Annotated in this window: 22 protein-coding genes and 1 pseudogene; 7 read left to right on the top strand and 16 right to left on the bottom strand. The window is 67.4% G+C overall.

Features of this window, described 5'->3' with window-relative positions:
• Positions 1-49 precede the first annotated feature (49 nt).
• Together lptE and leuS are read right to left on the bottom strand one after the other, a co-directional pair.
• Complete coding sequence (gene lptE, locus ACFFJB_RS12750; protein ID WP_376831756.1) at positions 50-607, bottom strand: LPS assembly lipoprotein LptE; 558 nt, start codon at positions 605-607, stop codon at positions 50-52.
• Entirely contained in the window at positions 594-3224 is a 2631-nt protein-coding gene (gene leuS / locus ACFFJB_RS12745; RefSeq protein ID WP_376831754.1) for a leucine--tRNA ligase, read from the bottom strand. The genes lptE and leuS overlap by 14 nt, the downstream gene beginning before the upstream one ends.
• Positions 3225-3476: 252 nt before the next feature.
• On the opposite strand from leuS, the gene ACFFJB_RS12740 reads away from it, so the two are divergent.
• The gene (locus ACFFJB_RS12740) at positions 3477-4172 is read left to right on the top strand and encodes a YggS family pyridoxal phosphate-dependent enzyme (protein WP_376831753.1); all 696 of its coding nucleotides are present in this window, start codon (positions 3477-3479) and stop codon (positions 4170-4172) included.
• 57 nt (positions 4173-4229) lie between these two features.
• On the opposite strand, the gene ACFFJB_RS12735 is transcribed toward ACFFJB_RS12740, so the two are convergent.
• Positions 4230-4799: a L,D-transpeptidase family protein gene (locus ACFFJB_RS12735; protein ID WP_376831751.1), complete on the bottom strand. Its 570-nt coding sequence runs from the start codon at positions 4797-4799 to the stop codon at positions 4230-4232.
• Positions 4800-4908: 109 nt separating this feature from the next.
• Here ACFFJB_RS12735 and ACFFJB_RS12730 point away from each other — a divergent pair, with 109 nt between their 5' ends.
• Positions 4909-5595, top strand: coding sequence for a response regulator transcription factor (locus ACFFJB_RS12730; RefSeq protein WP_376831749.1), 687 nt, complete (start codon positions 4909-4911; stop codon positions 5593-5595).
• Between the two features lie 62 nt (positions 5596-5657).
• Complete coding sequence (locus tag ACFFJB_RS12725) at positions 5658-6125, top strand: Crp/Fnr family transcriptional regulator (RefSeq protein WP_376831747.1); 468 nt, start codon at positions 5658-5660, stop codon at positions 6123-6125.
• Positions 6126-6138: 13 nt separating this feature from the next.
• On the opposite strand, the gene xth is transcribed toward ACFFJB_RS12725, so the two are convergent.
• The 6 genes from xth to tesB form a co-directional block, all read right to left on the bottom strand.
• Positions 6139-6945 carry an exodeoxyribonuclease III gene (xth, locus tag ACFFJB_RS12720; protein WP_376831745.1) on the bottom strand — a complete coding sequence of 269 codons (807 nt, stop codon included), beginning with the start codon at positions 6943-6945 and terminating at the stop codon, positions 6139-6141.
• A 155-nt stretch (positions 6946-7100) separates the two neighbouring features.
• The gene (locus ACFFJB_RS12715) at positions 7101-7751 is read right to left on the bottom strand and encodes an outer membrane lipoprotein carrier protein LolA (RefSeq protein WP_376831743.1); all 651 of its coding nucleotides are present in this window, start codon (positions 7749-7751) and stop codon (positions 7101-7103) included.
• Between the two features lie 404 nt (positions 7752-8155).
• A complete protein-coding gene (locus ACFFJB_RS12710; RefSeq protein ID WP_376831741.1) occupies positions 8156-11506 on the bottom strand; it encodes a DNA translocase FtsK in 3351 nt (1116 codons plus the stop codon).
• Positions 11507-11674: 168 nt separating this feature from the next.
• Positions 11675-13168: an ammonium transporter gene (locus ACFFJB_RS12705; protein ID WP_376831739.1), complete on the bottom strand. Its 1494-nt coding sequence runs from the start codon at positions 13166-13168 to the stop codon at positions 11675-11677.
• 35 nt (positions 13169-13203) lie between these two features.
• The gene (locus ACFFJB_RS12700; RefSeq protein ID WP_376831737.1) at positions 13204-13542 is read right to left on the bottom strand and encodes a P-II family nitrogen regulator; all 339 of its coding nucleotides are present in this window, start codon (positions 13540-13542) and stop codon (positions 13204-13206) included.
• Between the two features lie 371 nt (positions 13543-13913).
• Positions 13914-14798, bottom strand: a complete 885-nt coding sequence (gene tesB / locus ACFFJB_RS12695; RefSeq protein WP_376831735.1) for an acyl-CoA thioesterase II — start codon at positions 14796-14798, stop codon at positions 13914-13916.
• A gap of 188 nt (positions 14799-14986) precedes the next feature.
• Here tesB and ACFFJB_RS12690 point away from each other — a divergent pair, with 188 nt between their 5' ends.
• Together ACFFJB_RS12690 and ACFFJB_RS12685 are read left to right on the top strand one after the other, a co-directional pair.
• Positions 14987-16213: an FAD-dependent monooxygenase gene (locus ACFFJB_RS12690; RefSeq protein ID WP_376831733.1), complete on the top strand. Its 1227-nt coding sequence runs from the start codon at positions 14987-14989 to the stop codon at positions 16211-16213.
• A 195-nt stretch (positions 16214-16408) separates the two neighbouring features.
• Positions 16409-17401 carry a GDP-L-fucose synthase family protein gene (locus ACFFJB_RS12685; protein WP_376832696.1) on the top strand — a complete coding sequence of 331 codons (993 nt, stop codon included), beginning with the start codon at positions 16409-16411 and terminating at the stop codon, positions 17399-17401.
• Positions 17402-17422: 21 nt separating this feature from the next.
• On the opposite strand, the gene rfbD is transcribed toward ACFFJB_RS12685, so the two are convergent.
• From rfbD to ccmA, 5 genes are all read right to left on the bottom strand, one after another.
• Positions 17423-18319 (bottom strand): dTDP-4-dehydrorhamnose reductase, encoded by an 897-nt coding sequence (gene rfbD / locus ACFFJB_RS12680; RefSeq protein ID WP_376831731.1) that lies wholly within the window; start codon positions 18317-18319, stop codon positions 17423-17425.
• A 10-nt stretch (positions 18320-18329) separates the two neighbouring features.
• On the bottom strand, positions 18330-18887 hold the full coding sequence (gene rfbC / locus ACFFJB_RS12675) for a dTDP-4-dehydrorhamnose 3,5-epimerase (protein WP_376831729.1): 558 nt from the start codon (positions 18885-18887) through the stop codon (positions 18330-18332).
• Positions 18888-18926: 39 nt separating this feature from the next.
• Positions 18927-19988, bottom strand: a complete 1062-nt coding sequence (gene rfbB / locus ACFFJB_RS12670; RefSeq protein ID WP_376831727.1) for a dTDP-glucose 4,6-dehydratase — start codon at positions 19986-19988, stop codon at positions 18927-18929.
• Positions 19989-20082: 94 nt separating this feature from the next.
• On the bottom strand, positions 20083-20751 hold the full coding sequence (ccmB, locus tag ACFFJB_RS12665; protein WP_376831726.1) for a heme exporter protein CcmB: 669 nt from the start codon (positions 20749-20751) through the stop codon (positions 20083-20085).
• The gene (ccmA, locus tag ACFFJB_RS12660; RefSeq protein WP_376831724.1) at positions 20748-21440 is read right to left on the bottom strand and encodes a heme ABC exporter ATP-binding protein CcmA; all 693 of its coding nucleotides are present in this window, start codon (positions 21438-21440) and stop codon (positions 20748-20750) included. The genes ccmB and ccmA overlap by 4 nt, the downstream gene beginning before the upstream one ends.
• 319 nt (positions 21441-21759) lie before the next feature.
• On the opposite strand from ccmA, the gene acnA reads away from it, so the two are divergent.
• The gene (gene acnA, locus ACFFJB_RS12655; RefSeq protein ID WP_376831722.1) at positions 21760-24444 is read left to right on the top strand and encodes an aconitate hydratase AcnA; all 2685 of its coding nucleotides are present in this window, start codon (positions 21760-21762) and stop codon (positions 24442-24444) included.
• Between the two features lie 83 nt (positions 24445-24527).
• Here acnA and ACFFJB_RS12650 read toward each other — a convergent pair.
• Positions 24528-25238 (bottom strand): annotated as a pseudogene (locus ACFFJB_RS12650) (ABC transporter ATP-binding protein); the annotation flags it as partial.
• Positions 25239-25397: 159 nt separating this feature from the next.
• A complete protein-coding gene (locus tag ACFFJB_RS12645; protein WP_376831718.1) occupies positions 25398-26207 on the bottom strand; it encodes an ABC transporter permease in 810 nt (269 codons plus the stop codon).
• Between the two features lie 377 nt (positions 26208-26584).
• On the opposite strand from ACFFJB_RS12645, the gene ACFFJB_RS12640 reads away from it, so the two are divergent.
• Positions 26585-26866 (top strand): acyl carrier protein, encoded by a 282-nt coding sequence (locus ACFFJB_RS12640; protein WP_376831716.1) that lies wholly within the window; start codon positions 26585-26587, stop codon positions 26864-26866.
• The last annotated feature ends 5 nt before the right edge of the window (positions 26867-26871 follow it).

The following is a 26871-nucleotide window of genomic DNA, read 5'->3' as shown; positions in this document are numbered from 1 at the left end:
TCAGTCCCGGCAGACCGGCCCCGGCCGCGCAAGCCGGGGCCGCCCCTGTCTAGCGTTGCGACGCGAACCAGCTCGCAAGGCGGGTCTGGATCTGCTCCGCCACGGTTTTCACCGCCCGCTGTTCGGCGTCGCGCTCGGCCCGCAGGTTGGCGAAACGTTGCGGCCAGCGGTCGTAGCCGGCGGACGCAGTGGCGACGCCGCTGGTCAGCGTCTTTGAACCATCGCTGGTGACGAGGCGATAGTTCGCCGTCAGCCGCACGATAGCCGCCACAGCCTGACCGGTGGTCTGGTTGATGGACGAGGTGACGATGCTGATCTGCGGCGTCACCTCAAGCCGGTAAGCGCTGGCCGGCGGCCTGTCGCCGCCGGTCAGCGCAAAGCGCAGCTCCTGTTCAAGGTAGTGGGCGAGACGCTCGCGCGACACCTGCTGGGTAACCGCAACCTCGACCGCAGCAAGCTGCCCGGCGACGTTCTGGCCGTTTACGGAAGGGCCGTAGAGCGGCCGGAAACAGCCAGCCAGCGCCAGCGAGGCGCCCAGCGCCAGCGGCGTGAGCAGCCGCATGAGGCGTCGCCGGTGAAACGGACGGTCGGCGTCAGACAACGACATTCACGATCCTCTGCGGCACGATGATGATTTTCCTGACCGGAGCGTCGCCAATGGCGCGGCGTACGCTGTCCTGCGCCAGGGCGGCCTGTTCAATGGTAGCGCGATCAGCATCGCGGGCAACGGTGATGTCGGCGCGCCGCTTGCCGTTCACCTGCACCGGCAGGACAATTTCGTCCTCCACCAGCAGGGCGGGGTCATACCCGGGCCAGGGCGTGCTGGCGACCAGTCCTTCGTTGCCGAGCGCCTCCCAGCAGCTTTCGGCGAGGTGAGGCGTCATCGGCGCAATCAGCTGCACCATGATCGACATGGCCTCGCGCAGGGCGGAGACGGTCTCGGCCGAGGCGTCGCCGGCTTCGGCCGCCGCGTTCATGGCGCCCTGGATGGCGTTGGAGAGCTCGTAAAGCTGCGCCACGCAGCGGTTGAAGCGCAGGCGCTCGATATCCTCCGTCACCGCCGCGACGGCCTTGTGCGCGGCCTTGCGGACGGCTTTCGCGGCGCCCTTCGACGGCGTGTCGTCGCCGGGCGGCAGCGAAGCGACTTCATTGGTCAGGCGCCAGACCTTCTGGATAAAGCGCCACGCGCCCTGCACGCCCTCGTCGGTCCACACCACGTCGCGCTCCGGCGGCGAGTCCGACAGCACGAACCAGCGCGCGGTGTCAGCGCCGTAAGCGGCGATGATCTCGTCCGGGTCGACCGTGTTCTTCTTCGACTTGGACATCTTTTCGATGGGGCCGATGACGATGGCCTCACCGGTCCTGACGTGCACCGCCCGGCGGTCGGCGCCGGAGCCCTCGATACGGACGTCGCGCGGCTCCACCCACACGCCGGACGTGGTCTTGTAGGTCTCGTGAACGACCATGCCCTGGGTGAAAAGGCCGGCGAACGGCTCATCCAGCGACACGTGGCCGGTGGCCTTCATCGCCCGGGTGAAGAAGCGCGCATACAGCAGATGCAGGATCGCGTGCTCAATGCCGCCGATATACTGGTCCACCGGCATGAAGCGGGCCACGGCGGAGGCGGTGGTCGGCGCCTCGCGGTTCCAGGGATCAGTGAAGCGCGCGAAGTACCACGAGGAGTCGACGAACGTGTCCATCGTGTCGGTTTCGCGCCGGGCAGGGGCGCCGCAGCGCGGGCAGTCCACCTTGCTCCACGTGGGGTGGCGCTCAAGCGGATTTCCGGGCTTGTCGAAGGTGACGTCGTCCGGCAGCAGCACCGGCAGCTGCTCCACCGGCACGGGCACCACGCCGCAGGCCTCGCAATGGATCATCGGAATGGGGCAGCCCCAGTACCGCTGGCGGGAAATGCCCCAGTCGCGCAGGCGGTAATTGACCTTGCGCGTTCCAACCGGAGCGCCCGCGAGCCGGGCGTTCTCCAGCCGGCGGGCCACTTCCTCGCGGGCTTCCGCCGAGGTCATGCCGTCAAGGAAGCGGGAGTTGATCAGCCGGCCGTCGCCGGCATAGGCCTCGTCGCCGACGGTGAAAGAGGCCGGATCGGCGTCCGGAGGGCACACAACCGGCGTGACCGGCAGGCCATAGGCGCGGGCGAAATCAAGGTCGCGCTGGTCGTGCGCCGGGCAGGCGAAAATGGCGCCCGTGCCGTAGTCCATGAGCACGAAATTGGCGACGTACACCGGCAGCAGCCAGTCAGGATCGAACGGATGCGCCACGCGCAGGCCCGTGTCGAAACCGCGCTTCTCCGCCTTGTCGATCAGCTCCTGGGCGGTGCCGGTCTTGCGGATGTCGGCGATGAAGGCGGCCAGCTCCGGGTTGCCGGCGGCCAGGTCCCGGGCCAGCGGGTGGTCGGCGGCGACGCCGATGAACGAGGCGCCGAACAGCGTGTCCGGCCGCGTGGTGTAGACGGTGATCTCCGAATGCGCGCCGGCGTTGGCCACTGCGCCGGCGTTGGCGATCGCAAAGCGCACCATCAGGCCTTCCGAGCGGCCGATCCAGTTGCGCTGCATGGTGCGCACCTTCTCCGGCCAGCGCTCGAGGCTGTCGAGGGCGCTGTCCAGCTCTCCGGCGAACTGGGTGATGCGGAAGAACCACTGGGTCAGCTCGCGCTGCTCGACAATGGCGCCGGAGCGCCAGCCGCGGCCGTCGATCACCTGTTCGTTGGCGAGCACGGTCTGGTCGACCGGATCCCAGTTGACCTTGGCGGTCTTGCGATAGACGAGTCCGGCGTTATAGAAGTCGATGAACAGCCGCTGCTGGTGCCGGTAATATTCCGGATCGCAGGTGGCGAATTCGCGCTCCCAGTCGAGCGACAGGCCCATTGGCTTCAGCTGGTTGCGCATGCTGGCGATGTTGGCCCAGGTCCACTCGCGCGGATGCACGCCGTTCTGCATGGCCGCGTTTTCCGCCGGCATGCCGAACGCGTCCCAGCCCATGGGATGCAGCACGGAGAACCCGCGCGCCCGCTTGTAACGCGCCAGCACGTCGCCCAGCGTGTAGTTCCGGACGTGACCCATATGGATGCGCCCGGACGGATAGGGGAACATCTCCAGGACGTAATAGGCCGGCCGCGGGTCGTCGTTGGCGGTCGAGAAAAGCTTCTTCTCTTCCCAGACAGCCTGCCACCTTGGTTCGGATTCCTTCGGGTTATAGCGCTCGCGCGTCATCTTCCAGCCTGGCCCAGTTGATCGTTCATCCGCATGACAAGGCGATCCGCCGCTCTCTCGGGGCAGTCGGGCGCCTGCCGGTCCGCCTCGTCGGGTCGCCGGGACTAGGACACGATTGCGCGCAGGGGTCAATGCGCCCGCGCGCCTCCCGGGCCGCAAAGATATGTCTGGCCCGGACAAAAGGCTGCCCGCAGTTTTCGGTGCGACGGTTCTGGGCTATCAGCAGGGCGCGTCACGAAGGGAGAAGCATCCATGCATGCGGGGGAACCAGGGCCTCACGGCGGTGATCAGATTGTGGCCCGTCTGGACGGGGTGCGGCGCGCCATCGCCCGCGCTGCGGAGGAAAGCGGCCGTCCGGCGTCGGCCGTCACCCTGGTCTGTGTCTCAAAAACCTTTGGCGCGGAGGAGATCCGCCCCGTGCTGGCGGCCGGCCAGCGCGTGTTCGGCGAAAACCGCGTTCAGGAGGCCTGCGCCAAATGGCCGGAGCTGAGGCGCGACTATCCCGGCGTGGAGCTCCATCTGATAGGTCCGCTGCAAAGCAACAAGGCGCGGGAGGCGGTGGCGCTGTTCGACGTCATCCAGACGCTTGACCGCCCGTCTCTGGCGGCGGCCCTGGCGCGTGAGATCGCGAGGTCGGGGCGCCGGCCGCGGCTGTTCGTCCAGGTCAACACCGGGGAGGAGCCGCAGAAGGCCGGCGTGAGCCCCGCCGGCGCCGATGCGTTCATCGCCGCCTGCCGCGACGAATTTGGTCTCCAGATCGAGGGGCTGACGTGCATTCCGCCGGTGGCCGATCCGCCGAGCCCTCATTTCGCCCTGCTGCGCAAGATTGCGGAGCGCAACGGCCTCAGCCAGCTGTCCATGGGCATGAGCGGCGACTTCGAGCAGGCGATCATGCTTGGCGCGACTCACGTGCGCGTCGGCAGCGCCATTTTCGGGGCGCGAGCGTGACTGCGCGCCGCCGGAATTGCGTCCTCACATAAACGTGAAACGCTGCTGATTCGTCCTTCATGTCCGGCGCCTTGGCCTGCGCGGCGCCGAGGCGTCGCCAATGGCGATGACCGCATTTGGGGACAGCAGCCGGAGCAGCTTCAGCATATCGCCTTTACGCAACGCGACGCAGCCTGCTGTCGGGGAGCCGTCGGGACTGGCGACATGGATGAACACCGCGCTGCCCCGGCCCTGCACCCGCGGGCGGCGGTTGTGATCGATTTCTATAACAAAATCATAGAGGTTGTCGCTCCGCCACATGTTCTCCGCCCGGAAGGGGCAGGGCAGTCTGACGGGCCTGTTGTAGACCGGCGCGCCGGGCTGGTCGCACCACCCGTCCGACGGTCTGACCGGACGTACGGGAAGGCGGGTAACGGGTCTTTTGTTGCGGTCGCTCCGGTAGTAAACCCGTACGGGACGGTACCTGCCGGTGGGCGTGGCGCCGTCCCCTTCAAGCTTGAGCAATTGCGGCCGCATCAGACTCCGCCCAATGTGGCATTGTATCCGGAGCGCTCCTGCGGTCAGTGTGGCTGTGCGCCGGTGTCCGGGATCCTGACGGATGGCGATGATTGATGTTGTTCGTGTCATTCGCGGCGCCTCGGGGTCAACGGCGGATGGACTGCAGGTCAGCGAGGCGCGTTGCCTGATGCTCCGCAGTTGGTTTACCTGATTGCTGGCCCATCGGGGAGAGAATCTCTTGAGTCATCGTAGCCACATTCTCATCGTCGATGACGAGAAGGAATTGCGGGACACCCTCTCTGAGCAGCTGCTGCTCAACGATGAGTTTTCGGTTGAGTGCGCCGAAACTGCCGGAGCCGCAATCAAGCTGGTCGCTGACCGTCGCGTCGACCTGGTGGTCATGGATCTGGGCCTGCCGGACATGGACGGTCGCGACGCTGTCCGACAAATGCGCCAGAACGGCTTCAAGAGCCCGATCATCGTCCTGACAGGTTACGATACCGACACCGACACCATTCTCAGTCTCGACGCAGGGGCGAATGACTTCGTCGTGAAGCCGTTCCGCTTCGCCGTCCTTCTCGCCCGCATTCGCGCCCAGTTGCGCCAGCACGAGGCGAGCGAGGACGCGGTGTTCACCATCGGGCCCTACACCTTCCGCCCCAGCGCCAAGCTGCTGATCAACGGCCGCGGATCGAAGCTCAAGCTCACCGAGAAGGAAACCGCCATCCTCCGCTTCCTTTACCGCGCCGACCGCAAGGTGGTGACGCGTGAAACGCTGTTGCAGGAAGTGTGGGGCTATAACGCCACCGTGACGACCCACACGCTGGAGACCCATATTTACAGGCTGCGCCAGAAGATCGAGGAAGACCCCTCGCGCGCCCGCATCCTGCTTACGGAAGCCGGCGGCTACCGGCTGGCTCCCTGAAACCGTGTTTCCGAGGTCTGCGCCGACGCGGCGCTCATTCGCAATGAGGGCGTTGACCGCCGATGTCGCTTGACCATGATGCGGAAACCATCGCCCGCGCGCCGGAGCTGGCGGGTTTCGAGGCCGACGCGCTCCGCCTGATCGCTTTCGCCGCCCCGCGGCGAACCTTTCCTGCAGGCGCGCGCATCTTCAGTTTCGGCGAACCGGCCCAGGGCGCGCTGCTGGTCGCCCGGGGGCGGATCATGCTGACGCAACCGGGGGAGAGCGGGCCGGACCTCGCCGTGTCCGCCGGCGCCGTGATCGACGACATGGCGATGTTTGTCGGGACAGTCCGCGCTGCTGACGCGACGGCCGTGGAAGACACGGACGTGATCATCCTGGACCGCGCCATCATTCGCCGCGTTCTGACCGAATTTCCCCGGTCAGCGGCGGCCGTGCGCGACGCGGTGTCAGCCCGTCTCAACCGGATGTCCGCGGAGCTGGCCGGGGTCGGGAGGAAGCTGGCGGCGCTGGACCAGCCGCCAGAATGACGGCCCGTCGCCGTCACATGTCGAGCGTCACCGTCACCGGAACGTGGTCGGACGGCCGCTCCCAGCCGCGCGCCTGGGCTGAAACCAGATATCCCTGCAGCGCCGGCATGACGGAAGGCGACAGCCAGATGTGATCGAGCCGCCGGCCGCGGTTGCTGGCGAGATAGTCTTTCGCCCGATAGCTCCACCACGTGAAAATGGGTTCAGGCTCCGGCGCCAGCGCGCGCACCGCGTCGACGAAGCCGCCGCTGGAGCGGATGGTCTCTAGCATGTCCGTCTCCACCGGCGTGTGGCTGACCACATTGAGCAGGGCCTTGTGGTTCCACACGTCTGACCTGAGCGGCGCGATGTTCAGGTCGCCCAGCAGCACGGCGTTGCGGTCCGCAGGTCGCTCCGCGGTGATCCAGTCCTGCATTTCCGCCAGAAAGTCGAGCTTGTGACGGAACTTGGGGTTGAGCTCGGGATCCGGAATGTCGCCGCCCGCTGGCACGTAGAAATTATGGATCTCGAGGCTGGAGTAACGCGGCGGCAGGCGCACCGAAATGTGGCGGCAGTCGTTTTGCCCGCAGAAGGCCATCATGCCGGTCTGGCTGAAGGGGATGCGGGAGAGGATGGCGACGCCGTGGTAGCCCTTCTGGCCGTTGGTGGCGATGTGAACATAGCCGCGGCTGCGGAAGGCGGCTGACGGAAACTGGCTGTCCGGACACTTTGTTTCCTGCAGGCAGACGATGTCCGGCCCCACCTCGTCGATGTGCCGCAGCACCTGGTCCGCGCGCAGGCGGACGGAATTGATGTTCCAGCTGGTAACCTTGAGCGCCACTGTCTGTCCGGGGTTGGGCGTCCGCGCCTGGGCGGCCTGCGGCGCCGGTTCGCTACTCCGGCGGATGTACCAATCCGGCGGCGGAACGTCGAGGCGCCGGCCGCTCCTGGCCAGCCGCCCGCCGGCGGCCCCGCCCGGGCGGAATTTCGGCCGGTTCAGCGCATGGTCGCCCGCAGGTCGTGGAGCGCGACCGAGGTCTGGAACCCCTGTGGGTCAATGATGTTCCACTGCCTGAGCTCGTCCTTGCGGGAGTCGAAGATCAGGGTGATTTTCGAGGTTCCGCCAAGGGTGGAGGAGTCCGACAGCGCCACCCGGACGATGCCGTCCGCGTCCGTGGAGACGTTAAGTACGTTGGTGTCCCTGGCCAGATCGACGTGATCCTTGACAAGGAATTTCAGCGGCGTCTGGCCGATGGAGTATACGTCATTGGTGCGCAGTTTGCTGTCGCGCACCGCCACGGACTTGCCGTCGGCGACGATCTCCAGCGTGCTCGGCGGATCATATTTGAAGACAAGCTGGCCCGGGCGGCGGACGTAGAGCGAACCTTCCGCCTTCTGGCCGCGCGCGTCGTGCTGCACGAAGCGCGCCTGGATGGCCTCAAAGGCGTTCAGCCAGTTATTGACCCGCGCAAGCGCCTCCGCCGGCGTTTTCGGCGCCGGGTAGCCGCCGCCGCGCGCCGCCGCCTTTGCCGCCTCCACGGCCCTGGCGACGGTCGCGCCCTGTCCGGGCGTCCTGGCTGGCGTCGCCGCGGCGGTTGCGCCGCCAAGGTCTTGCGGCCGTCGCGGCGGCAGGGGCGCCACGGCCATGGGCCTGGGCGCGCCGCTCGCCGCCGGCGGCCTCGGGGCGGCTGGCTGCGGGGGCGGCGCGGGCTGGCGCACCGCAGCAGGAGGCGGTGGCGGCGGCGCTTCTGGCGCCGGCGCCGGCTCGGGCTGGACGGGTTTGCCGAAGCCCGGCTTGAACGGATTCCACTGGATCTGGGCGGACGCCGGAACCGGGAGCACGCCGGCCGCGAGCATAACCATGACAGCGCACAGGCCGGCGCGCCGGCGGTTTGCGCGCGCTCGCGCGGCGGGGGGAGGAGTCGGCCTGGTTATGGCGGCGTCCGTTTTTCTCATCCAGCAGTCACTCCGGCCATCCGGCGTCGGCCCGGCGGGCGCGGGCCGTCGCCAGACAGATATGGGGGCAGGAAGGCGACATTGCGAACGCCGCCTCACTCCTCGTCCTGACGCGGAGCCTGCACCAGGATCTCGCGCTTGCCGGCGTGATTGGCCGGACCGACGATGCCCTCCAGCTCCATGCGTTCCATCAGCGAAGCGGCGCGGTTGTAGCCAATCTGCAGCCGGCGCTGGATGTATGAGGTGGACGCCTTCTGGTCGCGCAGCACGATGGCGACGGCCTGCTCAAACAGGTCGCCAGCGCCTGAAGCTCCCATTCCCGTCTGGTCGAACACCGAGCCGCCGTCGTCCGCCTCGCTCTCGTCCATGGCCGTGACGGCGTCCAGATATTGCGGCCGGCCCTGGGACTTGAGGTGAGCGACGACCTTCTCGACCTCGTTGTCCGAGACGAACGGCCCGTGCACGCGGGTGATGCGGCCGCCGCCGGCCATGTAGAGCATGTCGCCCTGGCCGAGCAGCTGCTCGGCGCCCTGCTCGCCCAGAATGGTGCGGCTGTCGATCTTCGACGTGACCTGGAAGGAGATGCGCGTCGGGAAGTTGGCCTTGATGGTGCCGGTGATCACGTCCACGGACGGGCGCTGCGTCGCCAGGATCACATGGATGCCGGCGGCGCGGGCCATCTGGGCGAGACGCTGGATGGTCCCTTCGATCTCCTTGCCGGCCACCATCATCAGGTCGGCCATCTCGTCGACGATGACGACGATGTAGGGCAGCGGATCGAGATCTATCACCTCTTCTTCAAAGATCGGCTCGCCCGTCTCCTTGTCAAAGCCGGTCTGGATGGTGCGGGTGATCACCTCGCCCTTGCGCTTCGCCTCGGCCACGCGCGCGTTGAAGCCGTCGATGTTGCGCACGCCCATCTTCGACATCTTCTTGTAGCGGTCCTCCATCTCGCGGACCGCCCACTTCAGGGCGACGACGGCCTTCTTCGGATCGGTGACCACCGGCGTCAGCAGGTGCGGGATGCCGTCGTAGATCGACAGCTCCAGCATCTTGGGATCCACCATGATCAGGCGGCACTCGTCCGGCCGCAGCCGGTAGAGCAGCGACAGGATCATGGTGTTGATCGCCACCGACTTGCCCGAGCCGGTGGTGCCGGCCACCAGCAGGTGGGGCATGCGGGCGAGGTCGGCGATCACCGGTTCGCCGCCAATGGTCTTGCCAAGGCAAAGGCCAAGGCGGGACTTGGAGTTGATGAACTCGTCGCTGGCCAGCAGCTCCCGCAGGAACACCGTCTCCCGGTGGGCGTTGGGCAGCTCGATGCCGATGGCGTTGCGTCCTGGCACCACCGCGACGCGGGCGGAAATGGCGCTCATGGAGCGGGCGATGTCATCCGCCAGCGAGATGATCTTCGACGACTTGGTGCCGGGCGCCGGCTCCAGCTCGTAAAGCGTCACCACCGGTCCAGGACGGACGTTGATGATCTCGCCGCGGACGCCGAAGTCCTCCAGCACGCCCTCAAGCAAGGTGGCGTTCTGCTCCAGCGCGTCGACCGAAAGGCGGGCGCTGGCGCTGGGCTGGCGGGGCTCGGACAGCAGGGCGAGGTCCGGCAGCTGGTAGGAGTCCGCCGTCGCCGCGCCGGCCGTGCGCGCGGGCGCAGGGGCGACCCTCGCCGGCGCCGTCGCGGCGGCCGGGCGTTCGTGACGCCAGTCGTTCGCCGGCACGGCGTTCTTCAGCTCTGTCGGCGGAGACACCGGCAGCGGCGCGGGGCGGAAGCTTGGCGCGGAGGCAGTCACCCGCACGCCCGCCTCCGGCGGCAGGTCATCATCATCCGTCGCGGCCTGCGCGGCGTCGTCCTGATCGTTGTCGTCAGCATCGTCCGGCGCGCCGTCGCCGGCCTGCGCGGCTCCGGCTTCCTCCACCTGCTGGCGCCGCCTGCGGTGGAGGACAAACGTCTGCGGCGCGGCTTCCGGCTGGCCGCGTTCCGCCGTCACGTCCGCATCTGTCTGCTCCTGTTGCTCCTCCGCATCCGCCAGCGCGGCCTGCCCGGCGTCCGCGGCGGGGCCGGACGCAGCCTCTGCGGCGGCGCGGCGCTTGCGAACCAGCGCGGCGAAGCGCGAGGACAGTTCGGCGGCGGCGGCGATGGCCGCCGCCGGCGGCTCGGCCCTGGCCGCAGTCGCAGTCGTGGCGACGGCCGGGGCCGCAGCCGTTCCCGCTGTTGCGGCGACATTGACGCGCGGCGCGGCTGCAACAAGAGGCTCCTGCGGCGCAACTTCCTGGCGCAGGCGCTGTTGCGGAGCGACCGCCGGCTGCGGCGCGCAGACCGGCTGGGCCGCAGGCGCGGCCACCGGGTGGCCTGCGACAGCCGGGGCTGCTGCGGGAGCGACCGCGTGAACCGCAGCCTCCGTGCGGTGACGCGCCGGCGCGAACGCCTCATGCACCGGCGACGGCGCCTCCTCCCGCCGCCACGGCGGCTCGATCGGGCCAAGCCGCGTCTGGGCGGGAGCTTCCGGCCTGTCCCAGGACGGCGGCATGCGGACCCGCGAAGGCTGGGCCGCGTCCTGTGCAGCCGGCGCTGCTGGCGTGGCGAATGACGGCTCTGGAGTTGCGAAAGGCGCGGCAGGTTCCGGAAACACCGCCGGCTCAACACGACGGGACGGACCCTGAGGCGCCTGACGCGCCGGCGCGAGGCTGGCGGCCGCGTGCTGGCGGCGCATGCGGCGACGGGCGATCGCCGCCTTGAACATCATGAAACCGTGGACGATCGCGCCCAGCGACACAATGCCGAGACCGGGCTCGTCATCAGTTTCCCTGGCGGAGCGGATCCGCGGCCCGTCCTCTTCGGTCTCTCCGGGGTCACCGGCCGCCGGCGCTTCGTCAAAACCGTAGCCACAGGCGGCGCTGAGGGCGAGGATGGCGCAGGCCGCGAGCGCCAGCGCCCCCAGCACCGGCGCGACGCCGCCCAGAAAACCGAACACGGCGCCGGCGGCGGAGCGCATGGCGTCGCCAATCACGCCGCCGAGGCCCGTCGGCAGCGGCCAGCCGCCAGGCGCAGGCAGGGAGCTGGCGACGCCGGCGGCGGCGAACGCGCCGAGCAGCCACAGCGGAATCCGCCACTTCATGCCGTGCAGCGGACGACGCGACACCAGCGCCACGCCCCATACCGCGACCGGCAGCAGCCACGCCACCGAGCCCAGCCCCAGCAGCTGCATCGCCATGTCCGAGAAAATGGCGCCGGGCACGCCCAGCCAGTTGGCCACGCGACCATCGGTGGCGTGCGTGAGGCTTGGATCGGTGACGGACCAGGTGACGAGGGCGATCGCCGTTATGATGGAGAACACGATGAGGGCGACGCCTGCGAGATCGCAGGCCCTGCGCCGGAGAAAATGGCGGAAGGCCAGCAGGAGATCCTGGGCGGGAGAGGAAGGACGTCTGACGATGCGCATGCCGACCTGGCGACTCCTTGATACCGGGCATGCAGGCTAGCCAGATCGGGTTAAGGGGCGCTTAACCCTTCCTTTTCAGTCGGTTATGCAAATGCGAAAGGCCCCGTGCGGGGCCTTTCGCCGTCGTGCCGGATGATGGCCGGATGTTGCGTCCGGCCATCCGCCGGATCAGTAGTTGTAGGCGCGCTCGCCGTGATCGGTGATGTCCAGACCCTCGCGCTCTTCCTCCACCGAGACGCGCAGGCCGATGATCAGGTCGACGATCTTGAAGAGGATGGCCGAGCCGATGCCCGAGAACAGGAGGGTGAACACTACGCCCTTGATCTGCGCCCAGACCTGGGCGCCCATGGCGTACGGGGCCGGCGAAGCAGTGCCCGGGTTTGTGGCGTAGTCCACCAGGCCGACGCCGCCCAGCTCCGGCGCCACCAGGATGCCGGTGGCGATGGCGCCGACGATGCCGCCGATGCAGTGCACGCCGAACACGTCCGCCGTGTCGTCGTAGCCGAAGGCGTTCTTCACGGTGGTGCAGAAGAAGAAGCAGATCGGACCGGCGAGCAGGCCAAGCACGATGGAGCCCATCGGACCGGCGAAGCCGGCGGCCGGAGTGACGGCCACCAGACCGGCGACGACGCCGGAAGCCAGGCCCAGCAGCGAGGCCTTGCCCTTCACCGCCCACTCGGCGACCAGCCAGCCCAGACCGGCGGCGGCGGTGGCCACGAAGGTGTTCAGGAAGGCGAGGGCGGCGCCGCTGTTGGCCTCCAGGTTGGAGCCGGCGTTGAAGCCGAACCAGCCGAGCCACAGCAGCGAGGCGCCGATCATGGTCATGGTCAGCGAGTGCGGAGCCATCAGCTCACGGCCGTAGCCGATGCGCTTGCCGACGAGGATGCAGCCCACCAGACCGGCGATGCCCGCGTTGATGTGCACCACGGTGCCGCCAGCGAAGTCCAGCGCGCCCCACTTGAACAGCATGCCGGCGTCAGCGTTCACCGCGTCAAGCTTGGCCTGGGCGGCCGCCTTGGCCTCCTCGGTGGTGGCGACGGCCAGTTCGCGGGCGGCGTCGGCGATCGCGTCCGGACCGGCCCAGTACCAGACCATGTGGGCCATCGGGAAGTAGATGAAAGTCAGCCACAGGGCGGTGAACAGCAGCACGGCCGGGAAGCGGGTGCGCTCGGCGAAGGCGCCGACGATCAGCGCCGGGGTGATGCAGGCGAAAGTCATCTGGAACGCCAGATAGACGTATTCCGGAATGACCACTCCGTTCGAGAAGGTGCCGACGGTGCTGCTGGCGTCGACGCCCGAAAGGAACGCCTTCGAGAAGCCGCCGACAAAGTCATTCATCGCGCCGCCATCGGTGAAGGCCAGCGAGTAGCCGTAGCAGACCCAGATCAGCGACGCGAGGCAGACGATGGACAGGACCTGGGTGAGAACCGAGAGCATGTTCTTGGTGCGGATGAGACCGCCGTAGAACAGCGCAAGGCCCGGAATGGACATCGCAAGAACGAGGATGGTCGATACGGCCATCCATGCGACGTCGCCCTTGGCGGGCTCGGGAGCCGCCGCGAGGGCCGGGGTGGCCAGGGACGCAAGTCCGGCGCCGGCGATTGCGATTGATGCGATCTGCGAAGCGCGCCTCGCGCTTCCCCAATTGGGCGTGACCGTCATGTGTAGATCTCCAGAACAGGATCGCCGCCAAGGCGTCACAGGGCGTCTTCGTCAGTTTCTCCGGTGCGGATCCGGAGCGCCTTGCTGATCGGCGTCACAAAAATCTTGCCGTCGCCGATCTGCCCGGTGCGGGCGGCCTCGGCGATGGCGGAAACCGTGGCGTCGACCAGCGACGACGGGACGGCGACCTCAATTTTCACCTTGGGAAGGAAGCTCACCGCATATTCCGCCCCACGGTAGATTTCCGTATGGCCGCGCTGCCTGCCGTACCCCTTCACCTCGGTAACGGTCAGGCCATGGATGCCCATGGACGTGAGCGCGTCTCGCACCTCGTCAAGCTTAAAGGGCTTGATGATCGCCGTTACGATCTTCATCGCTTTCCCCCTTTCTGCGGATCGCTGGCGGGCGCGACTCGCCCTGACCGGCAATCGGGTTGCTCCACGCCACGGCCGGCATGCGGCCATCTGCGGGTTTGCTCCGGGGTTAGAGCAATAACGGCGCCAACAGGCGCCGGAACGCCGCGCGAACTGACGAGATTTTTTGAAATTCAATAAAATTCAAAGTGTTGCGCGCCAGCCGGCGTTCCTGCCCCGGCGGGAGATCATCGCCGCGCTTCGGCGCGCCTCTCCGGCGTCCGGGGACGGCGCGAAAAAGAAAGAGGGCGCCGCAGTCGCCGGCGCCCAAAAAGTCATCAGCGGCGCCGGCGCCTGCATTTCATACGCGCAGCGTCCAGCATTGCGGCAGGTCAGCCGTCTGCGAGGTCAGGACGCAAACGGATGAGGCCTTCCTGCGCCACAGAAGCGATCAGGCGGCCGTCGCGCGTGTAAATGTTGCCGCGGGAAAGACCACGGGCGCCGCCCGCCACCGGCGAGTCCTGCACATACAATAACCACTCATCCGCCCGGAACGGTCCGTAAAACCAGATGGCATGGTCCAGGCTGGCGCTCTGGATGGCGGGCTCGATGACGCTGCGCCCGTGCGGGAACAGGCAGACGTCGAGCAGCGTCATGTCCGATGCATAGGCGAGCACGCACCGGTGGATCGCGAGGTCATCCGGCAGGCGGTCGGTGGCCCTGATCCAGACGCAGAATGGCAGCGTCGTCGGTTCGCGCGCAAAATAGCGTGAGAAGTAGTGCTGGTAATCAACCGCCCGGATTTCGATGGGCTGGGCCGAGGCGTAATAGCGGCGCTGGCTCTCCGGCATGCGCGCCAGCAGCGCCGGATCGATGTCGGACTGGCCGGGCAGATCCTCGGGCGGGGGAACTTCCGGCGGCGGCTCCATATGCTCCAGCCCGGTCTCCTCCACATGGAACGAGGCGGTCAGCGAGAAAATCGGCCGGCCGTGCTGGATGGCGCTCACGCCGCGGGTGGTGAAGCTGCGCCCGTCGCGGATCCGGTCCACCTCATATACGATGGGCGCGCGCGGATCGCCGCCCAGCAGAAAGTAACAGTGCATGGAATGCAGCGTGCGCTGTTCGACCGTGCGGCAGGCTGCGACAAGCGCCTGGCCAATCACCTGGCCGCCGAACACCCGCTGCCACCTGTCCTGGGGGCTGCGGCCACGGAACAGGTTAACTTCTATGGGCTCGAGGTCCAGGATCGACAGCAGGTTGTCTATGGCTTTGCTCATGGTCGCCCCCGTTCCCTTGCATGCGGAGCCGGCGTCCCGGTCGTGACGGGAGCAGGCGCCCGAGGTGGCTGGACATGAGTGTGCCTGTCGGGCGGCGAACTGTCATTCCCGCCCGCCGCAACCCGGCCGTGTTTCTCCGGGCGCCCTCCGGGGCGGTCGCCGGCAGGGCGGGCCAGCAGGAGAGCGAAATGGCTTTTTCAGCGCAGACCATCCTCATCGCCGGCGGCGGTATTGTCGGTCTGACCCTGGCCGTCGCGCTGAAGCGGGAGCTTGGCGCGGCGGCGGACGTCGTGGTCGCCGATCCCGCCCTGTTCGCGACGCGCCCGGAGAGTCTCCGGGGCCTGCGGGTTTCGGCGCTTGCTCCCGACTGTCGCCGGCTGCTCGAGCGGACCGGCGCCTGGACGAGGGTGGCGCCGGAAGCGCAGCCGGTCACGGCGATGCGGCTGACGGACAGCGCGCTTGAGGATCCTGTCCGGTCGGCGCTGTTTGGTTTTGACGCCGATCCGGCGGAAGGCGAACCCCTGGCGCATATGGTCGCCAATGACGATGTGGCCGACGCATTGCTGGAGCAGGCCCGGCTGGCGGGCGTCATCCTGCTGGCGCGGCGGGTCGTGCGCTGGAACGCGGATGTCATGGCCAGCGGCGGCGCGGGCGTCGCCCGGCTCGATGGCGGCGAGACCATGACCGCGCATCTGCTTGTCGCCGCGGACGGCGCGCGCTCCAGCCTGCGCGCCGAGGCCGGAATCGAATGGTACGGCTGGAGCTATGGCCAGTCCGGCGTCGTCGCCACCATCAGCCATTCGCGCCCCCATCACGGCGTGGCGACCCAGCATTTCCTGCCGTCTGGCGCCTTCGCCATCCTGCCGCTGACCGGAAACCGGTCGTCGATCGTCTGGAGCGAGCGGGACGAAAACATTCCGGCCATCCGGGCCCTCGACCGGGAGGATCTGCTTGCGGAGATCCGTCGCCGCTTCGGTCTCGAGCGGGGCTCGCTGCATCTGGACCATTATCCGGTGGGCGTGTTTCCCCTGTCCCTGGGCGTGGCGCGCCGGTTCCATGCGCCGGGCATGGTTCTGGCGGGCGACGCCGCCCATCAGGTGCATCCGATCGCCGGCCAGGGGCTGAATCTCGGGCTGCGCGACGTGATGGCCCTTGAGGAGCTGGTGGTCCGCGCCATACGGCTGGGATTGCCGGCGGCGGACGGCGAAACGGCGCGTGAATATGACCGGCGCCGGCGTGCGGACGTGATGGCGATGGCCCTCACCACCGACGCGATCAACCGCCTGTTTTCCAACGACGTCGCTCCCCTGCGGCTGTTGCGGGGCGTGGGCGCCCGGCTGGTTGGTCGCGCGCCCGGAATTCGCCGCTTCATGGCGCGCCGCGCCGCCGGTCTCGCCAGCATCGCCCGGGGCTGATCCGGACCATCCCCGCGACCTGTTCGTCGCAGGCGGCGCGTTCCGCCGTCAGCCGTGGTTTTCGTGTCCGCCATGACGAGCGGCGCGTCGTCATGGATTGTTTATTTGGAGTTACATTTATATTATAAGTAAATTGAAATAGTTCATGGTGCGGGGGCAATCGTGGACGATTGTGATTTTCGGCGCGCCGACAATATTTCTGCTCCGGGTATTCTGGACGGATTCAGCGCCGCGTGGGCGGGCGCGACAATTTACGTCGCCGGGCATCGCGGCCTGGTGGGCAGCGCCCTGTGCCGGCGGCTCGCCGCGCTGGGATGTCGTGTCGTCACGGCGGAGCGGGCCGTCCTCGACCTGCGGCGTCAGGCGGACGTGCATGAATGGATGAGCGCCTGCCGGCCGGACGCGGTCATCGTCGCCGCCGCCACTGTCGGCGGCATCGCCGATAACGTGCGCCGGCCGGCGGATTATCTCGCCGACAACCTTTCCATATCCCTGAACCTGCTGGAAGCGGCGCGCGTCGCCGGCGTGCGTAAACTGGCGTTCCTTGGCTCCAGCTGCATCTATCCCCGCGCGGCCATGTGCCCGGTCAGGGAGGACCCGCTGCTGTCCGGGCCTCTGGAGCCGACCAACGAGGCCTATGCAGTCGCCAAGATCGCCGGTCTCAAGCTGGCGCAGGCGATGCGCCGCCAGCACGGCTGTGACTTCATCAGCCTGATGCCGACCAATCTCTATGGTCCCTGCGACCGGTTCGACGGGGAGCGCGGTCACGTCATTCCCGCGCTCATCAGCCGGTTCGAGGCGGCGCGCGCCTCCGGAGCGGCGCAGTGCGTGGCGTGGGGCAGCGGCGCCGCCATCCGGGAGTTTCTCCATGTCGACGACTGCGCGGACGCCATTTTGCTGGCCCTGTGGCGTTACTCCGCCGACGCGCCCCTCAACATTGGTTCGGGTGAAGAAATTTCCATCGCCAGCCTGGCGCATGTGGTCGCGGACGCCGTGGGTTACCGCGGGCGCATCGTGTTCGACCGGACGCGGCCCGACGGCGCGCCGCGCAAGACGCTGGACAGCACGCGCATCAGGGCCTTGGGCTGGCGCCCGCGCATTCCCCTGCGCGAGGGTGTCAGGTCCGTGGCCGCCTGGCGACGCGCCGTCTCAGGGCCTGACGTCGCGGCCTTCGCTGGCGGCGCCTGAACCTCCGCCGGCAGGGCGCGCTTACCCCTGCAGGATGCGCCGGACCGTTTCGGGAACTGAAGCTTTCCATTCCGGCGGAACGACGCCGTGAACGCGCGCCAGGCGGCTGCAGTCCAGCAGCGAATTGGCCGGGCGTGCGGCCGGCGTCGGATATTCCGCGGTGGTGATGCGGCGCACCTGCGCGCATGGGCCGCCGAAGCGCCGGGAGGCGGCGAATACTTCTTCGGCGAAATCAGCCCACGTGGGAGGGACGTCGCCGGGACGCGCCGACAGGTGAAACACCCCGTACAGCTCCCGCCGTTGCGGCTCCCGCAGCAGGTTGCGGGCCACGGCGATGACGCCGTCGGCGATGTCGAGCGCGTTGGTCGGCGTTCCGGTCTGGTCGCTGACGACGGACACCGCATCGCGGGTTTGCGCGAGGCGAAGCATGGTCCTGGCGAAGTTCGCGCCAAACGGGCTGTAAACCCACGCCGTTCTCAGAATCACCGCGTTCGGGTTGCCGGCGAGAACCGCCTGTTCGCCGGCCAGTTTTGAACGGCCATAGGCGGAGAGGGGATCCGCTGGATCATCTTCCGTCCACGCGCCGTTCTTTCGTCCATTAAACACATAGTCCGTGGACAGCTGAATGATCGGGGTGCCGCGCGAAGCGGCGGCGCGCGCCGCCGCGGCCGCGCCGTCACAGTTGATCCGGTGCGCCAGCTTCGGCTCCGATTCCGCGCGGTCCACCGCCGTATGGGCGGCGGCGTTCACCAGCACGTCGAAATCCTGCGCGGCGATCGCGCGCGCCGCCTGCTCCGGCTCGGCCAGATCGAGTTCCGGCCGGCCAAGCGCGATGACGTCGACGTCGCCGGCGGCGGCCGCGCGCTCAAGGAGCGCCGTCACCACCTGGCCGCGGGTTCCGGTTACGAGCAGCCGCATGGGCGCCTCCTCACCCGAACCAGGGTTGCAGGTCGCGGAAGCGCGGCTGGTTGCGGTCCTTGGCCGACAGCACCGCGTTCTCCGGCGCGACCGGCCAGTCGATGGCGAGATCCGGATCGTTCCAGAGCACGCCATGGTCATGGGCCGCCGAATAGGGAGCGGTTACCTTGTAGATGACCTCCGTATCCGGCTCCAGGGTGCAGAAGCCATGGGCGAAGCCGACCGGAATCCAGAGCTGGCGCCAGTTCCCGGCGGACAGCTCCACCGCGACGTGGCGGCCATAGGTGGGCGAGGAACGCCGCAGGTCCACCGCCACGTCAAGGATCCGGCCGCGGGGCACGCGCACCAGCTTGCCCTGGGCGAAGGGCGCGCTCTGGAAATGCAGGCCGCGCACCGTGCCCGCCGGACGCGACAGGGAGTGGTTGTCCTGAACGAAGGTCAGATCAAGGCCGGCCTCCTTCAGCGCGGCGCTGTTCCACGTTTCGCTGAAGAAGCCGCGTTCGTCGGCGAAACGTCTGGGCGTGATGATCTTGACGTCCGGAATCTCGGTGGGAACGACGGAAACCATGAGACAGCTCTTGCTGGAGAAATCTGTGCGGATGGGGGATCAGACAGCCAGGCCCAGCCGCTCGCCGCGATAGACGCCGGAGCGCACCCGCTCCCACCATTCGCGGTTCGCGAGATACCACTCGACAGTGCGCCGCAGACCGCTTTCGAACGTCTCCTTCGGTTTCCAGCCGAGCTCGCGTTCAATCTTGCTGGCGTCGATGGCGTAACGGTGGTCATGGCCCGGCCGGTCAGCCACCCAGGTGATCAGCCGCTCATGGCCGCCATGCGCGGTTTCCGGCGACAGCTCGTCCAGCAGCGCGCAGATGGCGCGCACCACGTCGATGTTCCTGCGCTCGTTCCAGCCGCCGATGTTGTAGCTTTCGCCATTGCGGCCCCGGGTCGCCACCTGAACCAGCGCGTCGGCGTGATCATCCACGTACAGCCAGTCGCGCACGTTCTCGCCCTTGCCGTAAACCGGCAGCGGCTTTCCTTCGAGCGCGTTGATGATCATCAGCGGGATCAGCTTCTCCGGGAAATGATAGGGGCCGTAGTTGTTCGAGCAGTTGGTGATCACCACCGGCAGGCCATAGGTGTGGTGCCAGGCGCGCACGAAGTGGTCCGAAGCTGCCTTCGACGCCGAATAGGGCGAGTTGGGCTGATAGGGCGAATCTTCCCGGAAGTAGCCCTCGTCGCCGAGCGAGCCGAACACCTCGTCCGTCGAGATGTGATGGAAGCGGAACGTCGCCCTGCCCGCGCCGTCCAGGCTGCGCCAGTAGTCCAGCGCCGCCTGCAGCAGCGTGAACGTGCCGGTCACATTGGTGGAGAGGAACTCCGCCGGCCCATCGATGGAGCGGTCGACGTGGCTTTCCGCCGCGAGATGCATGATGACGTCAGGCCGGAACTCCCGGATCGCCGCCTGCATGGCCGCCTGTTCGCGGATGTCGGCGTGCAGGAAACGGTAGCGGGGACTGTCCGCAACCGGCCGGAGCGAATCGAGGTTCCCGGCATAGGTGAGCGCGTCGACGACGAGCACGTGGTGCGGGGTTTCGCGGATCAGCTTGCGGACCACCGCGGAGCCGATAAAGCCTGCGCCGCCCGTGACCAAAAAGCGCCTGGACATGAAATTTCCTGTTGCTGTCGTGAGCTGCTCCGGCTGGGCCGCAAGCAGGCGTTGTCCGTTTCATCTGACAGGTGGCGCAAGCCGCCGCGCCAGGTCAACCTCCCGAGCGCAGCGCCGCCGCCGCGGCGACGCATCCTGTCACGCCCGAGAACAGCACGAGCGCGGACAGGAACAGCACTGGTTGCAAAAAGGGCGACGTCACGTCCGTCGCCGCCTGCGTCGCGGAAACGCCGAAAATCAGCACGGGCGCCATTAATGGCAACGAAATAATGGCCAGAAGCAGGCCGCCGCGACGCATGCCGGCGGTGAGCGCCGCGCCTGCGGCGCCAATGAACACCAGCGCCGGCGTGCCGACCAGCAAGGTCACGGAAACGGCCAGCATTTCCGCCGGGGTCAGCGCCAGCAGCAGGCCGTAGAGCGGCGCCGCGATCGCCAGCGGCAAACCGGTGACGACCCAGTGCGCCGCCGCCTTGGCCAGCACGACCAGCTCCAGCGGCGTGGCGGCGAGCCGCAGGAGATCGAGCGAACCATCCTCGACGTCCTGCTGGAACAGCCGGTCCAGGCCGAGCAGCGTGGAGAGCACCGCCGCGAGCCAGAGCATGGCGGGGCCGATGCGCGCAAGCAGCCGGGGATCCGGACCGATCGCCAGCGGCGTCATGGCGACGATCAGCAGAAAGAACACCAGTCCCAGCGCGGCGCCGCCGCCATGACGCAAGGCCAGCCGCAGGTCGCGGGTGAATATGGCGCCCAGCGCCGCCGTCATCGTCCTGTTCCCGCAGGTGACAGCCCCATGAGGCGCTCATCGTCGGCGTCGTCATCCTCCCAGAACGCTTCAGGCGCGTCCGGGTCGGAGGCTGGCTCGAGACGGAGCGTGAGAGCGTCCTTGAGACCGAGATCCTGATGGGTGGCGGCGATGATCATGCCGCCGGCGTTGAGATGGTCCTGCATCAGGCGGGTCAGCGCCTGCAGCGACCGGAAATCGAGCGCGCCCGCAGGTTCGTCCATCAGCCACAGCGGACGGTCGCAACATAACAGCCGGGCGAGGGACACGCGCCGTCTCTGCCCGGCGGACAGGTGCTCCACGGGCATGTCCAGGGCGTGGACGAGGCCGACGCGCTCCAGCGCTTCCGGCGCGCCAATGGCCGAGTCGCCCAGCAGCCTGCGCGCGTAGTCCAGGTTTTCCCGCACGCTCAGCGAAGGCTTCAGGCCATCGCGGTGGCCCATCAGGCCGATCATTTCCCGCAGCTCCCGGCCGCCGGGAGCGCCGACCAGCCGGATGGCTCCCGACGCCGGCGTCAGCAGGCCGGCGATCAGGGCGATCAGGGTTGATTTTCCGGCGCCGTTGTCGCCGGTCACGACCAGCGCCTCGCCGGCGCTGACGCGAAATGAAACGTCGCGAAAAATGAGGCGACCGCCGCGGCGGCACGAAAGGTTGTCAGCCGTAAGGATCATGCGTGGCTGTGTGCCACGGAGCAGGCCTGCCCGCAATTGCGGGCGTTTTGCTGCATGCGCGCCTGACGGCCGCGCAGATTGGAATGACTCCCGCCTATGGCGAAAGACATCGAAAGGCACTATAGACAGACCCGGCTGCGCCGCGCGCGTGACGCGCGGGCCCGGGCACTCCCGGAGCGGCGCGCACCGGGTCCGGCGACCGGGGCTCTTCCGGTCGCCAGAGACCTGCTGATTTCCGGAAGGTGGCTGGTCATACGCCTTCGCCATCGCACGCAGGCGTACGGTCTGGCCGGCCCCGCAGTCACGCTCAGGATGCGTCATGACCTCACTGGACAGTTTCAAAAGCCGCAAGCAGCTCACGGTCGGCGGCAAGACCTATGCCTACTACTCGCTTCCCGAGGCGGAGAAGAACGGTCTGCCGGACGTGTCGCGTCTGCCCTTCTCGCTGAAGGTGCTCCTCGAGAACCTGCTGCGGTTTGAGGATGACCGCTCCGTCACCAGGGATGACATTCTGGCGGTGGCGGCCTTTGTCAATAACCGTGGTTCGGAAGAGCGCGAGATCGCCTTCCGTCCCGCGCGCGTGCTGATGCAGGACTTCACCGGCGTTCCGGCGGTGGTGGACCTCGCCGCCATGCGCGACGCCATGAACGCGCTTGGCGCCGATCCGGTGAAGATCAACCCGCTGGTTCCGGTGGATCTGGTCATCGACCACTCCGTGATCGTCGACGAGTTCGGCACGCCGAAAGCGTTCGCCGACAACGTGCGGCTTGAGTACCAGCGCAATGAAGAGCGTTACCGTTTCCTGCGCTGGGGCTCCGAGGCGTTCAACAATTTCCGCGTCGTGCCCCCCGGCACGGGCATCTGCCATCAGGTGAACCTCGAGTACCTGTCGCAGACGGTCTGGACCCGGAATGACGACGGGGTCGAAGTCGCCTACCCGGACACGCTGGTGGGCACCGACTCGCACACCACCATGGTGAACGGCGTGGCGGTTCTGGGCTGGGGCGTCGGCGGCATCGAGGCCGAGGCGGCCATGCTTGGCCAGCCGCTGTCCATGCTGATCCCTGAGGTCATCGGCTTCCGCCTCACCGGCAAGCTGCGTGAGGGCGTCACCGCCACCGACCTCGTGCTCACCGTCACGCAGATGCTGCGCAAGCGCGGCGTGGTGGGCAAGTTCGTGGAGTTCTACGGTCCCGGCCTCGACGCCATGACCGTTGAGGACCGCGCCACCATCAGCAACATGGCGCCGGAATATGGCGCGACCTGCGGCTTCTTCCCGATCGACCAGGCCACCGTCGACTGGCTGGCCAAGACCGGTCGCGCGCCTGAGCGCGTTGCGCTCGTCGCCGAATACGCCAAGGCCCAGGGTCTGTTCCGTACCGCTGACACGCCGGATCCGGTGTTTACGGACACGCTCCACCTCGACCTCGGCGACGTGCAGCCCTCGCTGGCCGGTCCGAAGCGTCCGCAGGATCGCGTCCTCCTGAGCGAGGCCCGTCAGGGCTTCATCGCCTCCATGGAGACCGAGTTCAACAAGGCCGGCGAGCTGGCGAAGCGCTTCAAGGTCGAGGGTGAGAACTTTGACCTCGGTCATGGCGACGTGGTCATCGCCGCCATCACGTCGTGCACCAACACCTCGAACCCGAGCGTGATGATCGGCGCCGGCCTGCTGGCCCGCAACGCCGCGGCCAGGGGACTGCGCTCCAGGCCGTGGGTCAAGACCTCGCTGGCGCCCGGTTCGCAGGTTGTGGCCGAGTATCTCGCCCGTTCTGGCCTGCAGGCCGAGCTCGACAAGCTGGGCTTCAACCTCGTCGGCTTCGGCTGCACCACCTGCATCGGCAACTCCGGCCCGCTGCCGGCGGCGATCTCCAGGACGATCAACGACAACGACATCGTCGCGGCCGCCGTTCTGTCCGGCAACCGCAACTTCGAGGGCCGCGTCAATCCTGACGTTCGCGCCAACTACCTCGCGTCGCCGCCGCTCGTCGTCGCTTACGCGCTGGCCGGATCGCTGCAGGTTGACCTGACGAAGGATCCGCTCGGCGTCGGTTCCGACGGCCAGCCGGTCTATCTGCGCGACATCTGGCCGACCACGGCGGAGGTGCAGAAGTTCATCGACGAGAACATCACCCAGGAGCTGTTCCGGCAGCGCTATGCGGACGTGTTCGCCGGCGACGAGAACTGGCGCAAGATCCAGGTCTCCGGCGGCGAGACCTATGCGTGGGACGACAAGTCCACCTATGTGCGCAACCCGCCCTACTTCGCCGGCATCACCCGCACGCCCAGGCCGGTGGAGGACATCGTCGGCGCCCGCATTCTCGGCCTGTTCCTCGATTCGATCACCACAGACCACATTTCGCCCGCGGGTTCGATCAAGGCGGCCAGCCCGGCCGGCAAGTACCTGCTCGATCACGGCGTCGCCGTGGCGGACTTCAACCAGTACGGCACGCGCCGCGGCAACCATGAAGTGATGATGCGCGGCACCTTCGCCAACATCCGCATCAAGAACCAGATGGTTCCGGGCGTGGAAGGCGGCGTCACCGTCCATTATCCGGATGGCGAGCAGATGCCGATCTACGACGCCGCCATGAAGTACAAGGCTGAGGGCGTGCCGCTGGTGGTGTTCGCCGGTAAGGAGTACGGCACCGGCTCGTCGCGCGACTGGGCGGCCAAGGGCACCAACCTGCTCGGCGTGCGCGCCGTGATCGCCGAGAGCTTCGAGCGCATTCACCGCTCCAACCTCGTCGGCATGGGCGTTCTGCCGCTGGTGTTCACCGAGGGCGTCACCTGGCGTTCGCTCGGCCTGAAGGGCGACGAGACGGTCAGCATCCGCGGTCTGGGCGAGTCGCTGCGGCCGCGTCAGACGCTGGTTGCGGAGATCACCCGCGCCAGTGGCGAGAAGCTGGAGACGCCGCTCATCTGCCGTATCGATACGCTGGACGAGCTGGAGTACTTCCGCAACGGCGGCATTCTGCACTACGTGCTGCGCCAGCTCGCAGCCTGATCAGGTCGGGCCCGCCGCACGAACGCGGCGGGCCCGCAGGGCTGCGGCAGAATCAGAAACGGCCGGGAAAAACCCGGCCGTTTTCATTTTGATTTCCCGGCGACGGCGATGTCGGGCGACGGCCCGGCGCACGACGCGGCGGAGGCGGCGGGGCTGGCCTCCGTCTCTGGCGACGCGCCCCCTGCGGGGGCCGCCGCATCGTCGGGCAGCTTGCCATGATGGAAAATGACCGCCTCTTCGATCGCGCCATCGAACACGACTGAACCGTGGCGCATGACGATGCCGCGGTTGCAGTATTCAAGCAGGGTCTTTGGATCGTGCGAGGCCAGCACCAGGATGCCGGCGTTCTCGATCAGCTCGCGGATCCGCTGCCTGGCCTTCTTCGCAAAGGCGGAGTCGCCGACGCTGACCAGTTCGTCCATCAGCAGGATGTCGGGACGGATGGCTGTCGAAATGGCGAAGGCGAGGCGCAGGTTCATGCCCGACGAGTAGGTGCGCATCGGCAAGTCGAGAAAGTCGCCAATTTCGGCGAACTCGCCGATGTCGGCGATGCTTTCTTTCGCCTCCCGGATCGACATGCCGATCAGCGCACCGCGCAGGATGATGTTTTCGGCGCCGCTCATCTCCGGGTCCATGCCCATGGTGATGTCGAGCAGCGACGAAACGGCGCCCTCGATCCTGGCCTCGCCGGAGCTGGGTTCATAGGCGCCGGAAAGCACGCGCAGCAGCGTCGATTTGCCCGCGCCGTTGTGGCCAAGCACGCCGAGCCGGTCGCCTTCCCGCAGCGACAGGTTGACGTCCTTGAGGGCGCGCACGGAGACGACGTCGCCGTCCGCGGCCACGGTGCCGCCGACGCGTGCGAGAATGTTGCGGCGGATGGACCGTCCCCGGGCGTTGTAGATCGGAAATTCGACCGAGGCGTTGATCAGGTCAATTGATGCCATCGACGGTCCTCACAGCCAGTAAACGATGCGGGCGCGCAGACGGGCGAACAGCGGCGCCGTGATGGCGTACAGGATGATGATCATCAGCACGGCGACGCCCCACGTCCACAGGCTGGGTATGCGGCCCTGCAGCGGCTCGCTCACCACCCGCAGGAAGATGGCGAAGGGGTTGAAGCCGACGACAAACGGCGCCGCCGCGCCAAGCTGGTCCACCCGCCACATCACGGGCGTCAGGAAGAAGGCGATCTGCAATATATTCTGGATGATGACCGGCATGTCGCGAAAGCGTGTCGAAACCATGCCGATCAGCATGACCACCGGATAGGCGGCCAGCAGCACCAGGATCAGTCCGGGAATCGCCAGCAGCGTCGCCCAGCCTGGCGTGAAGCCCATGAGAATATAGACGACCGGTATAATAATGATATTATGCGCGAGCATGATCATGTTTCGCGCAATAAGCCGCATGGCGAAAAGTGTCTTTGACATCGCCTCCTGGCGCAGATAGACGCCCGAGTTAATGAATACGGTCGTTGCGTCAGTAACGATGCCCTGGAGCAGGGTCCAGATCACATAGTTTGTGGCAAGATATGGAAGATATGTCCCGATTTCTTGCTTGAACAGCGTTGAATACACCACGCCGATGCCGCCGACGAACGCCGCCATGCTCAGCGTGATCCAGAAAGGGCCTACGCGCGACCGCTTGTAGCGTTGCCGGATGTCGGTGATGGCCAGAAGGCTCCAGACATGCCAGGCCGCAAGGCCTTGCCGCGCATCGAGCAGGGCCCGACGCCAGTCTCTGGGGGTGGGCTTGAGGGACATGATGCTCCTGATGCTCGCCGCGCCCCCACCGGGCCGGGGCCCGGACGGATGGGACTGCGAGTCACGCGGGTTACTCCGTTCCGCGTCCAAGACGGGTTGATCGTGGACGCTATATACCATCGTCGCGCCAGACGATATGCCCGTTCGGGGACGCACGCGACCCGTCCGGACATGCCGGTGAGGCGGGGCCCGCCCGGCCGCTGAAGGCTGGCGGCGCCGGGCGCGCCGCGCGCGCGGCGCCGCCACGGGGCATTGGACAAGAACCCGTTGGGCGTTATAGGTACGCCCAAACTGGCCACAGGAGTCTGGCTGGAACGGTCCCGGCAGGTCATGGCTGTCTGCGCCGTCAGGCCTGTGCCGTAAATCAGGAGTGCCTCATGTCGTCCACGTTCGAGACGGTTGCAGATATCATCGCCGACACCTGTGACATCCCGCGGGATCAGATCACGCCGGAATCGCACGCCATCGACGATCTCGGCGTCGATTCCCTCGCTTTTCTCGATATTGCGTTCGCGATCGACAAGGCCTTCGGCATCAAGCTGCCGCTCGAGCAGTGGACGCAGGAAGTCAACGAAGGAAAAGTGCCCGCCGAGGAGTATTTTGTCCTGAAGAACCTGTGTGACCGGATCGACCAGCTTGTTGCGGCGAAGCAGGGCTGACCACC

Source organism: Camelimonas abortus (assembly GCF_042432745.1).
GTDB classification, from domain to species: Bacteria; Pseudomonadota; Alphaproteobacteria; order Rhizobiales; family Beijerinckiaceae; genus Camelimonas; species Camelimonas abortus.
Note: the sequence above shows the minus strand (reverse complement) of the source record. Positions and strands in the feature narration are given on the sequence as shown.

What these genes read in the sequence shown, in the direction of transcription:
- ACFFJB_RS12640 (WP_376831716.1), top strand. Translation starts at nt 26,585, where the DNA reads ATGTCGTCCACGTTCGAGACGGTTGCAGATATCATCGCCGACACCTGT.
- lptE (WP_376831756.1), bottom strand. Translation starts at nt 607, where the DNA reads ATGTCGTTGTCTGACGCCGACCGTCCGTTTCACCGGCGACGCCTCATG.
- ACFFJB_RS12705 (WP_376831739.1), bottom strand. Translation starts at nt 13,168, where the DNA reads ATGACGGTCACGCCCAATTGGGGAAGCGCGAGGCGCGCTTCGCAGATC.
- tesB (WP_376831735.1), bottom strand. Translation starts at nt 14,798, where the DNA reads ATGAGCAAAGCCATAGACAACCTGCTGTCGATCCTGGACCTCGAGCCC.
- ACFFJB_RS12710 (WP_376831741.1), bottom strand. Translation starts at nt 11,506, where the DNA reads ATGCGCATCGTCAGACGTCCTTCCTCTCCCGCCCAGGATCTCCTGCTG.
- acnA (WP_376831722.1), top strand. Translation starts at nt 21,760, where the DNA reads ATGACCTCACTGGACAGTTTCAAAAGCCGCAAGCAGCTCACGGTCGGC.
- rfbC (WP_376831729.1), bottom strand. Translation starts at nt 18,887, where the DNA reads ATGGTTTCCGTCGTTCCCACCGAGATTCCGGACGTCAAGATCATCACG.
- ccmA (WP_376831724.1), bottom strand. Translation starts at nt 21,440, where the DNA reads ATGATCCTTACGGCTGACAACCTTTCGTGCCGCCGCGGCGGTCGCCTC.
- ACFFJB_RS12740 (WP_376831753.1), top strand. Translation starts at nt 3,477, where the DNA reads ATGCATGCGGGGGAACCAGGGCCTCACGGCGGTGATCAGATTGTGGCC.
- leuS (WP_376831754.1), bottom strand. Translation starts at nt 3,224, where the DNA reads ATGACGCGCGAGCGCTATAACCCGAAGGAATCCGAACCAAGGTGGCAG.
- ACFFJB_RS12645 (WP_376831718.1), bottom strand. Translation starts at nt 26,207, where the DNA reads ATGTCCCTCAAGCCCACCCCCAGAGACTGGCGTCGGGCCCTGCTCGAT.
- ACFFJB_RS12725 (WP_376831747.1), top strand. Translation starts at nt 5,658, where the DNA reads ATGTCGCTTGACCATGATGCGGAAACCATCGCCCGCGCGCCGGAGCTG.
- ACFFJB_RS12715 (WP_376831743.1), bottom strand. Translation starts at nt 7,751, where the DNA reads ATGGCCGTGGCGCCCCTGCCGCCGCGACGGCCGCAAGACCTTGGCGGC.
- rfbB (WP_376831727.1), bottom strand. Translation starts at nt 19,988, where the DNA reads ATGTCCAGGCGCTTTTTGGTCACGGGCGGCGCAGGCTTTATCGGCTCC.
- ACFFJB_RS12690 (WP_376831733.1), top strand. Translation starts at nt 14,987, where the DNA reads ATGGCTTTTTCAGCGCAGACCATCCTCATCGCCGGCGGCGGTATTGTC.
- rfbD (WP_376831731.1), bottom strand. Translation starts at nt 18,319, where the DNA reads ATGCGGCTGCTCGTAACCGGAACCCGCGGCCAGGTGGTGACGGCGCTC.
- ccmB (WP_376831726.1), bottom strand. Translation starts at nt 20,751, where the DNA reads ATGACGGCGGCGCTGGGCGCCATATTCACCCGCGACCTGCGGCTGGCC.
- ACFFJB_RS12735 (WP_376831751.1), bottom strand. Translation starts at nt 4,799, where the DNA reads ATGACACGAACAACATCAATCATCGCCATCCGTCAGGATCCCGGACAC.
- ACFFJB_RS12700 (WP_376831737.1), bottom strand. Translation starts at nt 13,542, where the DNA reads ATGAAGATCGTAACGGCGATCATCAAGCCCTTTAAGCTTGACGAGGTG.